8 protein-coding genes and 1 pseudogene are annotated in these 11,679 nt (G+C 63.9%); 4 read left to right on the plus strand and 5 right to left on the minus strand.

Annotated features, from left to right (window positions below):
* Window positions 1-54: 54 nt before the first annotated feature.
* Together MFM001_RS23260 and MFM001_RS23265 are read right to left on the minus strand one after the other, a co-directional pair.
* Window positions 55-1,602, minus strand: a complete 1,548-nt coding sequence (locus MFM001_RS23260; protein WP_116377614.1) for a long-chain fatty acid--CoA ligase — start codon at window positions 1,600-1,602, stop codon at window positions 55-57.
* Between the two features lie 64 nt (window positions 1,603-1,666).
* Window positions 1,667-2,812, minus strand: a complete 1,146-nt coding sequence (locus MFM001_RS23265) for an acyl-CoA dehydrogenase family protein (RefSeq protein ID WP_202814351.1) — start codon at window positions 2,810-2,812, stop codon at window positions 1,667-1,669.
* Window positions 2,813-3,410: 598 nt separating this feature from the next.
* Between MFM001_RS23265 and MFM001_RS23270 the strand changes: the two genes are divergently transcribed.
* Entirely contained in the window at window positions 3,411-4,034 is a 624-nt protein-coding gene (locus tag MFM001_RS23270) for a TetR/AcrR family transcriptional regulator (protein ID WP_116377616.1), read from the plus strand.
* A gap of 182 nt (window positions 4,035-4,216) precedes the next feature.
* On the opposite strand, the gene MFM001_RS23275 is transcribed toward MFM001_RS23270, so the two are convergent.
* A complete protein-coding gene (locus tag MFM001_RS23275; protein WP_116377617.1) occupies window positions 4,217-4,981 on the minus strand; it encodes an enoyl-CoA hydratase/isomerase family protein in 765 nt (254 codons plus the stop codon).
* 479 nt (window positions 4,982-5,460) lie between these two features.
* Here MFM001_RS23275 and MFM001_RS23280 point away from each other — a divergent pair, with 479 nt between their 5' ends.
* The 3 genes from MFM001_RS23280 to MFM001_RS23290 all read left to right on the plus strand — a co-directional run bounded on the left by MFM001_RS23280 (window position 5,461) and on the right by MFM001_RS23290 (window position 9,990).
* Window positions 5,461-7,014, plus strand: coding sequence for a long-chain fatty acid--CoA ligase (locus MFM001_RS23280; RefSeq protein ID WP_116377618.1), 1,554 nt, complete (start codon window positions 5,461-5,463; stop codon window positions 7,012-7,014).
* Between the two features lie 290 nt (window positions 7,015-7,304).
* Window positions 7,305-8,756: an NAD(P)/FAD-dependent oxidoreductase gene (locus MFM001_RS23285; protein WP_057003514.1), complete on the plus strand. Its 1,452-nt coding sequence runs from the start codon at window positions 7,305-7,307 to the stop codon at window positions 8,754-8,756.
* Window positions 8,757-8,958: 202 nt separating this feature from the next.
* Window positions 8,959-9,990: an LLM class flavin-dependent oxidoreductase gene (locus tag MFM001_RS23290; RefSeq protein ID WP_057003510.1), complete on the plus strand. Its 1,032-nt coding sequence runs from the start codon at window positions 8,959-8,961 to the stop codon at window positions 9,988-9,990.
* 259 nt (window positions 9,991-10,249) lie between these two features.
* Here the strand turns inward: MFM001_RS23290 and MFM001_RS23295 are convergent, their stop codons facing one another.
* Together MFM001_RS23295 and MFM001_RS25030 are read right to left on the minus strand one after the other, a co-directional pair.
* On the minus strand, window positions 10,250-10,930 hold the full coding sequence (locus MFM001_RS23295; protein ID WP_238159364.1) for a TetR/AcrR family transcriptional regulator: 681 nt from the start codon (window positions 10,928-10,930) through the stop codon (window positions 10,250-10,252).
* A 427-nt stretch (window positions 10,931-11,357) separates the two neighbouring features.
* Window positions 11,358-11,612: pseudogene (locus tag MFM001_RS25030) on the minus strand (MCE family protein); the annotation flags it as partial.
* Window positions 11,613-11,679 lie beyond the last annotated feature (67 nt).

An 11,679-nucleotide genomic window follows, 5' to 3' on the forward strand; every position in this document is an offset into this window, starting at 1 on the left:
AACTGCGGCCGGTATGGGAGTCGTGTAGAGGTAGGCGCTAACGCTAACGGCGGTTTAACGAACGAATGAACGCCCCTCCCCGCCGAATTGCCGGCGAAGTTCCGTCTTGAGCACCTTGCCGGTGGCATTGCGCGGCAGCTCGGGAACCACATGCACCCGCGACGGGCATTTGAAGTGGGCGAGGCGTTCTCGGGCATAGTCGATGAGCTCCTCTGCACTCACGGCGGCATCGTGCCGAAGGGCGACGACGGCCACCGGAGTTTCGCCCCAACGCGGATGCGGCACACCGACAACCGCGACCTCCCGCACGGCAGCGTGACGGTAGAGGACCTGCTCCACCTCGATCGGGTAGACGTTCTCGCCGCCGCTGATGATCATGTCTTTCTTGCGGTCCACCAGCGTGATGAAACCTTCTCGGTCGATCCGGCCCAAGTCGCCGGTATGGAACCAGCCGCCACGGAAAGCTTCCGCTGTCGCCTCCGGGAGACCCCAGTAGCCTGCGAATACGTTCGGGCCGCGCACCACCAACTCCCCTACCTCATCGACAGGGACCTCGCGGTCGGCGTCGTCGACGATGCGAGCTTCGACGTGGAAAGCCGTGCGACCGATCGATCCGGCCTTCTCCTTGACGTGGTCGGCATCCAGGAACGAGACGATGGGCGCCGTCTCGGTCATTCCGAACCCCTCTTGAAACGGCAGACCGCGTGCCTGGAAGAATTCGATGACCGTCAACGGGCACGGCGCGCCACCTGCAGCCGCCAGTTCGAGCGACGACAGGTCGTAGTCGTCGAATCCGGCGAAATTCATCAGCGCAGCCCACATCGCGGGGACCATGAATTGCACCGTCGCACGCTCTTGGGCCATCATCGCCAGCGTCTGTCGCGGATCGAAGGACGGCAGCAGAACGCTGCACCCGCCGACATGCAACAGCGCCAGTGTGTGCACTCCCAGCCCCCCGATGTGGAACATCGGAGCCACGGCGACGGTCACGTCCGTCTCACGCAGCCCGCGCCCGATCGTCAGCGCGTTCATGACATTCCACAAATGGTTGTCGTGGGTAAGCATCGCACCTTTGGGCCGCCCCGTAGTCCCGGACGTATACATCAGATTTGCGATGTCATGGCCGGCCACGTCGCCGCCCACAGCCGTGGGCGTTTCACTGTTCACGACGTCGTCGTAGGAAAGCTCGCCGGCGAGGCACTCACCGCCGACGGCCACCTGGTGGCGGAACCGCACCCCATCCTCTGCTACCGCGGCACGGGCCAGCGGGGCCAACGGGGCGGAGTAGACGAGGACGTCTGCACCCGAGTCGGCCAGCTGGTAAGCCACCTCCGCGGGCGCCAGTCGCACGTTCATGGGCACGAAGATCGCGCCCAGTTTCGCGGCCGCCAGCATCGTTTCGATGAACGCGGGACTGTTGATCAAAAGACCGCCAACCCTGTCGCCCTTGCGCACGCCGAGCGCTCGCAGGGCACGCGCAAGCCGGTTGGTCCGTTCATCGAGCTCGGTGAAGGTGATTCGGCGGTCGCCGGCAACCAGGGCGGTGCGGTCGCCGGATAGGAAGGCCCGCCTCGTCGCCCAACTGCCGATGCCTCGGTCCATGTCAACTCCTTGGGAGCCGTGTTCGCCCAGACGCGTCGTCGTGAGCCGATTCAGTGCAGAAGAGCTACAAGCCGATGCGCTTGGCGATGATCTCGTTCATGATCTCGTTGGTGCCACCGCCTATTCCGAGAATGCGGCAATCTCGGTAATGCCGTTCGACTTCGGACTCACGCATGTAGCCCATCCCACCAAAGATTTGAACCGCCTCGTTGACCACATGGTCGCACGCATACACGGCGGTGTTTTTGGCCATCGACACCTCGGTGACGACATCCTCCCCGGCCAGCCACCGTTGCATCACGGCGCGGGTGTATGTGCGGGCGACATCGACCTGTCGGGCCATTTCCGCGAGCTTATGCCGGATGACCTGACGTGCCGTCAGGGGTTTGCCGAAAGTCTCGCGCTCGCGCGCCCAACCCTTGGCCAAGGTGAGCGCGCGTTCTGCGGTGGCGTATGCCTGCACGGCAATGCCGAGCCGTTCCGACTGAAACTGCTGCATGATCTGAACGAATCCGCTGTTCTCGGCGCCGACCAGGTTGGCAGCGGGGACACGAACGTCGATGAATGACAGTTCTGCGGTGTCGCTGCAGCGCCATCCCATCTTGTCCAGCCGACGAGATACCTCGAAGCCCGGCGTGCCCTTGTCGATCACCAGCAGGGAGACTCCCCCGTAGCCGGGTCCTCCGGTTCGCACCGCGGTAGTCACGAAGTCGGCGCGGACACCGCTGGTGATGAACGTCTTGGCGCCGTTGACCACATACGTGTCGCCGTCGCGGACCGCTCGTGTGCGTAAGTTGGCCACGTCCGAACCCGCTCCCGGCTCGGTGACTGCCAGCGATCCGATCATTTCCCCGGCCAGGGTGGGACGGACGTAGCGGTCGATCAAGGCATCGGAGCCGTTCGTAGCGATGTGCGGCACAGCAATACCGTGGGTGAACAGTGCGGCGCACACGCCGGTGGACCCGCCGCTCGCCAGAATGGCTTCGCTCACCAGCGCCGAATCGATTGCATCACCGCCGCTGCCTCCCACCTGCTCGGAAAATCCGACCCCGAGAAGTCCCACATCGGCAGCCTTGCGGTGCAACTCCCGCGGGACTTCACCCACCCGCTCCCATTCCGTCACCTTCGGTGCGATCTCTCGTGCGACGAAAGAGCGCGCCAACTGGCTCAGTGCTTGCCGCTCCGGCGTGGTCCACGGATCGTTGGGCATGGCGCAGGGTCCCGCCTCGCCTATGCGGCTGTGGGCTGCTTCAGTACCCGTCATGATGACTCCCGATAGATTGGGGTTGGCAATCGAACAGCGGCGTCACGCGCGCAAACTGGCATCTTGATGACCTTGTCAGAGCGGGTGGCTCGGGCAGCTTCGCGCGACGGGACGATGTGCCGCCAAGATCTCGCAAGCCCGTCCTTCCTCCGCACATCACGACCGAACGACCGCGACTTAGGCCAGCGCAACGCTACGGCGTAACGTGCAAGTGCTTCTGCGCGCCCAAGCAGCTGAAGCCGAAGCCATAAGTTACTCGCCGATAACGTTACGTCCAAGGCCCAAGGACGTGCAATATACCGTAGTCACATGGTCCATCACCGGTGGCCATACCGCGCTTGGCCGCAACGCGCGCGCGGGACGATGGTCGGCGAAGGTACCGCGGGCCGTCGCTCCGGCCGGCTGTGGAACCGGACGTGGCAATTTGTGCATTTGGTGACGGCCAGTGGGTACCGTGAAGGTCTGTTAACGTTCGTAGACCGCTCGGAACGGGCCGCTCCAAACGTAAAGTGTTTCTGCTTCGACTGCGAAAGGATCATCGACTGTGACCGACACAGTCACCGTCGGCCGCAGGCGGGGAGGCCGGCGTCGAGAGCGGATTCTGGCCGCGGCTGCTGAATTGATCGCAGACCGCGGCTACCACGCGGTGTCAATTGCCGATATCGGCGTGTCGGCCGGAGTGGTAGGGCCGGCGATCTACCGGCACTTTGACAGTAAGGGCGACTTGCTGGCCGCACTGTTCGAACAAGTGATTGACACACTGCTGCAGCGGGCTTCGGCAATCGTCGAACAGAGCCGAGATGACCGCGCCGCGCTGACCGCCTTGGTGGCCGACCACGTTGCCCTGGTGATGGAGCAACGAGAGCTCGCCATCGTGTACTACCGAGAAGTCCACAATCTGGCCGACCATCGACGCAGTCGGCTCCGCCGCAAGCAGCGTCTCTACCTTGAAGAGTGGGTGCACGTTTTAGGCGAGCTGCGCCCGGAGCTGGACGAAACGGAGTTGCGCGCGGTTGTCCACGGCGCGATCGGTGCCATTCAATCCACGTTGCAATACCGCGAAACCGGCATGCCTCCCGAGCGCGTCTCCATGCTGCTTGCGCGGATGGGGCACGCTGTTCTCGGCGTCCCACCGTCCACGTCACAAGCCGCGGGTGGGCCAAGCTAGGCATGTCATCGCCGCACCGAGCTTAAGAGATTAGGCGAACTCCTCAGGAGTGCTACAGCAGGCGATTAGCTCAGCACAGAGTGCTTTGACTCGCCGAGGTGCCCCCACCACCGGCATGCCGCCAGGGTCGGCGATCCCGGCCGCGGGATCTGAGCACGAGCCGTCGCCGACATCACACACGCTCAGCGTCCCCTCCATACCGGCGCCCGCTTCTCCCGGAAGGCGCGCGGACCTTCTTGCGCGTCCGCGGAGTGGTACACGGGTTCCCAGATCTGCTCAGCCAGCGTGTATGCGTCCTCAAGGCGATGCCGCGCCGACAAATACGCAGTCTGTTTGGCGGCCAGCACCGACAGTGGAGCGTTGCCAGCGATCAGCCTGCCCAGCTCCTGTGCCCGATCCCTGAGCCGATCCGCGGACACCACCTCGTTAATGAGACCCACGTCGAAGGCCCGGGCCGCGCTGATCGGTTCGCCGGTGAGCAGGATCTGCAAAGCGATCCTCGGCGGAACCAGCCACGACAGCGGCGCCGCCCAGGGTGCTCCGCGGCCCACCTTGACTTCGGTGATCGCGAACGTCGCATGCTCGGCCGCCACCACCAGGTCGCACTGCTGTGCGAGGAGAAACCCGCCAGCGAATGCGACACCGTTGACCGCCGCGATGGTCGGTTTAGAGATCTCGATGTTACGCCCGAACTGCGGCGCGAAATCCGGCGGCGGAACCGTCAGCGCCTGTTGCGCCATCTCCTTGAGGTCCCCACCGGCGCAGAACGCCTCCTCGCCCGCGCCGGTCACGACCAGCACACGTGCGTCAGCGTCCTGGTTGAACCGTCGTGCACCATCCCACAAACCTTGCCGCACGGCGGCGCTGAGCGCGTTACGAGACTCAGGCCGGTTGATGGTCAACCACGCGACGCCATCGATGACGTCGTAAGGTACCGGATCATTCATGGGGTCCTCCCACGTCTTCTGGGGCCACTGTCTCCCTCGACGGTCTCCATCGACGATGCCCTGTCCCATCTGTGTCGGACTGACCGCCGCGAGGAGCACATCTTCTCCGACCGTGGGGGTGTGGGCTGCCGACGGGATGCTTCTTCATCCAGCGCCTCCCGACACCGCGTACTGCTTGCCTCTCTGCTGCATATCAATTGCGTGTCGAGGACTTGAGTAGTCGACTTGGTTGTGATCAGTGGCGAAGCCAGTTCCGTAGCGAGAGTCGGATGTCAGCGACGGCGATTCACGGTTGTTGACTGATGAGATGTGATGCCGAATCTGCGGGTGGACGGTGGTGTTCTCAGGTGTCGACCCGGAAAAGCAGTGTACTACTACCATCGATGCCAGTACGTTAATAGGCGATAACGTAAGGGCGCGCAGCGCCATCGGGTATGTCATTGCAGGCTCGCACCGGCGAGCGGCTAGGAGGAAATGCAATGTACCTCACCCAGGGCTTGCACAGGGCGTTGCAACAGCACCCGGACCGCCTCGCCACCATCGACGGGGATCGAACACGGACCTATGCGGAGTCCGCGCGGCGAATCGCAAAGTTAGCGAGTGCATTACGGCTGATTGGCGTCAACCGGGGAGACCGCGTCGGCATGCTTGCGCTCAACTCCGACCGGTACCACGAGTACCTGCTGGCGGTGCCTTGGGCGGACGCCGTACTGAATCCGATCAACATCCGATGGAGCCCTGCGGAGATCAGCTACGCCCTGCGCGACTCCCAAACCGACGTGCTGTTCGTAGATGACGCCTTCAGTCTAGCTGTACCGGCGCTTCGGGCCTCATATCCTGACCTGCGCATTGTCGTTCACTGCGGCAACGCCCCGAACCCGGAGGGGACGTACTCCTATGAGGAACTCATCGCCAGCGGCGAAGCTGTCGATGACGTGCGGCGCAGCGGCGATCAATTGGCCGGCGTGTTCTACACCGGCGGCACCACGGGTCTGCCCAAGGGCGTGATGCTCAGCCACGCCAACCTGATGACGTCCGTGCTGGGAATGCTCAGCGTGGGAAGCTTTCTCAGTTCGGAGGGTCGACTGCTTCACGTCGCGCCGTTGTTCCATCTCGCGGACTTGGCCGCCTGGGCGGGGCAGACCACCCTTGGCGGAACCCACGTGATGCTCTCGACTTTTGATCCGACTGCCATCCTTCAAACGATCGAACGCCAGCAAGTCACCGACGTCCTTTTGGTGCCGACCATGCTGCAGATGGTCGTCGACCACCCGACCGTCGGAGAATACGACCTTGCCAGCCTCCAAAACGTGATGTACGGCGCATCGCCGATCTCTGAGGCGGTGCTGTCACGTGCGATGAAGACCATGGGCTCGGCGCGATTCATGCAGGGCTATGGCATGACAGAACTGTCCCCGCTGGCCACGGTCCTGCGTCCTGAGGACCACGATCATCCGGAACTACTGCGTTCGGCCGGCCGCGCCGCGCCCTGTGCCGAAGTCAAGATCTTCGACGCCAACGATCAAGAGGTGCCGCCGGGTCATACCGGTGAAATTGTCGCGCGCGGCGGCAACGTGATGCTCGGGTACTGGAATAAGCCCGAGGAGACCGCGATCGCGCTGCGGAACGGGTGGATGCATACCGGTGATGTCGGTTACCTGGACGAGCGAGGTTATGTGTTCGTCGTCGACCGCCTCAAGGACATGATCATTTCGGGTGGCGAGAACGTCTACTCGACCGAAGTCGAGAACGCTCTTTGCAGGCACCCGGCGGTGTCGGTGTGCGCGGTCATCGGCGTCCCCGACGAAACCTGGGGCGAACGCGTTCACGCGGTCGTCGTCTTGGCCGAGAACTCCTCGGTGACAGCCGAGGAGTTGAAGGATTTCTGCAAGACCCAGATCGCGGGATACAAGGCGCCCCGTACGGCCTCGTTCGTCGATGCGCTTCCACTCTCGGGTGCTGGAAAGGTGCTTAAACGCGAACTCCGCAAACAGTTCTGCGAAGATTGCCCCAGCACTGAGCGAGGTCGATAGGTGCCCGTGCGGCGTGGGCCCCGCCCACCGACGCGGCGGCATCCGCGGCATTCACTCCCTCGCGACTTCTCCGGGTGGCGGGAGCCGATCAGCGTGGCCGGCCCAGAATTGCCTTACAGGCACCAGTTCGGTGGCCGCTGCCGGGCCGCCGCCCTCCGCCGCCTCACCGAGTCGGCCGCACCGCCTCGGGCCACGTCCCCAGAAACGGACCCGTCTGCGCACTCAGCGGCGCGTCGCCGCGGTGATCGGCCGGGCGTAGCGGAACTGGCACTTCGGATTGGGTGGTGAAGATGACGGAACAACGGCCTGTGAAAGTCGCAATCATCGGTGCGGGCATGTCGGGACTGTGCATGGCGGTCAAGCTGCAAGACGCCGGCATCGACTCGTACACCATTTTCGAAAAAGCTGAGGAAGTCGGGGGCACGTGGCGCGACAACACCTATCCGGGGCTGACCTGCGACATCCCGTCGCGGTACTACTCTTACTCGTTTCGGCCCAACCCGAACTGGTCCCATTTGCTGCCGCCGGGTCCTGAGATCCAGGCCTACTTTCAGCAGGTCGCCGACCAACGGGGCATTCACCCGCACATCAGGTTCGGCACCGAGGTCATCTCTGCCCGGTACGACGACGGGCAGTGGCGGCTCACCACCGCCGACGGCGAAGAGACATTCGACGTGCTGGTCACCGCCACCGGCGTGCTGCGGGTGCCGCGCTATCCGGACATACCCGGACAAGATAGTTTTGCCGGACCGGCGTTCCACTCCGCCAGATGGGACCACTCGGTTCCGTTGGCGGACAAGCGGATTGGGTTGATTGGGACGGGCTCGACAGGCATACAGATCATTGCCGAACTCGGCGGCAAGGTCAACCGGCTCACGGTCTTCCAGCGCACTGCGCAGTGGGTCTTTCCCATGCCCAATCCGCGTTATTCACCGCTGATCCGGGCCGCGCTGACGCGCTGGCCGAGGTTGAACGGCCTGGGCTATCGGTTCTGGGGGTTGGTGGTCAGGCACCTGTTCGGCCGCGCGCCGATCCGTCCGGGAGCTCAGCGCCGCCTGGTTCAGGCGCTATGTCGATGGAACCTGCGGCTTTCGGTGCGCGACCCGCAGCTGCGCGCGAAACTCACCCCGAAAGACCAGCCTATGTGCAAGCGACAGATCATGGCGTGGAACTTCTACCGTTCTGTCCAGCAACCCGGTGTAGAGGTGGTCGCCGAGGCAATCGACCACATCGAGCCTCGCGGCGTCGTCACCGCCGACGGTGTGCTACACGAACTCGACCTGCTCGTCTATGCCACCGGGTTTGACGCCCGGGCCTACGTGCGCCCGCTGACGGTGATCGGGGAGCATGGGCTCACCCTCGACGAGGCGTGGGCCCATGGCCCCACGGCGTACCGGTCGGTCGCGGTGCCCGGATTCCCGAACTTGTTCATGCTGATGGGTCCGCATTCGCCGATCGGCAACCAGTCACTGATACCGATCGCCGAGGACCAGGCTGATTATGTGATGTGGTGGATCAACCGGATCCGTGAGGGCCGCATCGTCGCGGCCGCGCCCACCAAGTTGGCCACCAAGGTCTACAACGACAGCATGAAGTCAGCGATGCCGCAGACGATCTGGGTTACCGGTTGCAACAGTTGGTACCTGGGCAAAGATGGGCTTCCCGAATTGTTCCCGTGGACACCCGAGCGGCACCGAGAACTATTGCGTGCACCTGAGCTCGCAGATTTCGACGTCCGATGAGGTCCGCATTGCACACGACGAACGCTATGGACCTCATGACATTTGCGGCGGACGGCTCGCGACTTCGCATTGGGCAGCCAGCGAATCATCGAGGGGGACAAGCCCATCACCGCCGACGTGCTCTCGGCGGTGATGGGCTGTCGCTCGGGCGGACTAGCCGCTGGCACTTTCTGTCACCGACCACACGATGGCGCCGTCACTGATGAGTACTTATGGACTTTCCGTCCTCGCCCCTGACCTTGCCGCGATGAAGGCCACCGCCGCGGCTGCCGACCAGGCCGGGTTCGACGCCGTCTGGGCATCTGAGTTCTACACCCGATCGGGCTCCATCTCGATGGCGGCGATGGCCACCTCGACCGACAGGTGCCGCATCGGCTCGTCGATCCTGTATGGCATCGGGCGCAGCCCGCTGGTGTTGGCGACGGAAGCACGAGATCTCGACGAACTGTCCGGTGGCCGCATCGTGCTCGGCATCGGCAACGGCACCAAGCGGATGATGAGCGACTGGCACTCTGTAGCCGATACCAGTGCCCCTGCCTTGCGCGTCGAAGAACTCGTACCGCTTATCCGGCGCATCTGGAACCTGCACGAAGGACCCATCCGGCATGAGGGCCGCTTCTACAAGATGAATCTCGTCCCCAGCGGACCGGTGGAGCCGCCTGCGCGCGACATTCCCATCATCACCGCGGCCGTGCGGCCGAGAATGTGTGAAGCCGCCGGCCGGGTTGCCGACGGTCTGGCCGGGCATCCACTTTTCACGACCCGGTATCTGGAGCAAGTCGTGCGACCCGCGGTGGCCAAGGGCGCAGCCCGCAGCGGGCGCGACCCTAACGACGTCGAGATCATCTCGATGGTCATCTGCTCTATCCACGCGGACCCGCAGATCGCCCGCCGCGAGGTCGCCCAGCAGATCGCGTTCTATGCGTCGGTCAGGACCTACGAACCGCTGCTCGACTTCTGCGGGTTCGGCGAACAAGCTGCAGCGATCCGGGAAGCCTTTGCACGTGGTGACTTTGCGGCGATGTTCGACGCTGTCACGGACGACATGATTGACGTGATGGGCGTCGCCGGCACCGGCAGCCAGGTACGTGACGCGTTACGCCGCTACGAGGGTGTACTGGACCACATTATGCTCTACGCGCCGTCGGTGGGGGTCGCACCTGCGCGGGTGGGACAGAACATCGACGATCTCATCGAGTATTGCTCCCCATGCAATACGCCTCCAGCCTCCTAAGCTAAGCCTAAGCTAAGTAGTGGTGTGCCATTCCTGAGTGACATCGATCAGCTCGGCGCCCACCGGATGGGAGTTGAGGCTACGTGGTCGCGCGCTGCCGGCCGCGGACTCAGTTCGATCGGGTCAGGGATTCGTCGGTCGCGTTGGGACTGCTCAACGCGCTGCCTGACCTCGATGCGCAGCTGTGCGCAGGGCCGATTGCTGTAGTAGGCGGCACGCTCGACGCCGGCGGTTTGGGCAGCCCCCGGGCCTTCGCCGGTCAGGTAGCGGTAGGCCGCTCAGCGACCGCATCAAGGGCTACATCCACAATATCTTGGCGCAGATAGGGTTGTGCCAGTGTTGCCGCCAGCCGGCTGGCGTGGTTGATGATGTCGCCCGCGCCCACGTCGAGCAGGCCGGCCTGCCAAGCGGAGATGAGTTCGACAAACCCCCCGACGCCGACAAGGGTGTCCACGCGCAGACTGGTGTGGTCGGTGTCGGGAAGCAGGTGCGGTTGTTCGGAAAGTAGCACGAGTTCGGTTGCTTGCTGCAGCGCGGCGGACCGACGATCCTGCAGCGATGCGCTGCCCGCATGCTGGGTCAGCAGGATCTGTGCCCGGCCCGGGTCTTGCCGGACGCGTTCGACAACGATACGGATCACCGCACGGATGGCGCCCACCGGTGACCGGTCGGCGCTGGCTTCAAATACCGTCTTGACCTCTTGCAGCATGTCGTCGCGGACGCTGTCCCATACCGCGACCAGTAATCCATCACGGTCGGTGAACTCCTCGTAGAAGTAGCGATCATTCAGCGACGTCCGGGCGCATACACCGCGCATTGTCACCGCGGCCCAGCCGCTTTGGCTCCAGATCTCGGTCGCGGCTTCGATCAGCCGTTGCCGACGTTCGGCGCGGCGTTCGGCGGCGCTACGGCCTCCCCACCTTCCCGCGATCCTCCGCATCTCCCCATTTTGACATAAGCTGCGCATCCAACCGCAAAGCAGGCGCTGAGAGTACCTAACCAGGCGCCACCTCTGAGGTGTGTGGTGGCGCGCCGCAGCGCTCAGCGGTTGCGTTTGTTCAGCAGCGCCGACCTCGGGGGACCGGCGGTGTCAGACCGCCGGTTGGTCACGCTCGCGACGCGACGCGCGCATGCCACCCTCAACGCCGTCTCCTGATCGCGCACGTGAGCTTTTCAATCTGCGGCCAAAACATCGGCGTATCAACGGAAGATGGCTAGGCGACGGATAGGGCGGCCGGGGTTGCGGCAATTGTTTTGTGCGGCCCGGCGGGGTGCTCGGTAGGCGTCGAAAGACCTGCGGGTTCATGTCGGACGAGTCGATGATCCCATCGGAGAGACGATTTCCAGCAAACGTCGGTTGGCGCCGTTCAGCCAGCGGGAGCCAGCATATGTTTCCAGCTGTCGTCTCCCAGATCACCCGAGTTGGTGACCGAGTATCTGACGCCGTCGGGACCGACGACCTCACCGCTGGCCGGACTGTATGTCGCCGTCATACCTGGTGGCCGTGTATACACGCACGGGTTGGGTTGTTGTCCGCTGCATGTGACGCTGCCGTGGCCGGGTCGGCTGAGCGGGTCGCTGACCGGTGAGGCCGGCGCGGGCAGCTGATCCGCCGGTAGCGGGCGTCTGACGAGGTGCCTCACGTAATTGTCAGCGCGAAGTGGTGGCTGGCATGTTGACAAGGTTCTA

Source organism: Mycobacterium sp. MFM001 (assembly GCF_003402475.1).
Taxonomy (GTDB): Bacteria; Actinomycetota; Actinomycetes; order Mycobacteriales; family Mycobacteriaceae; genus Mycobacterium.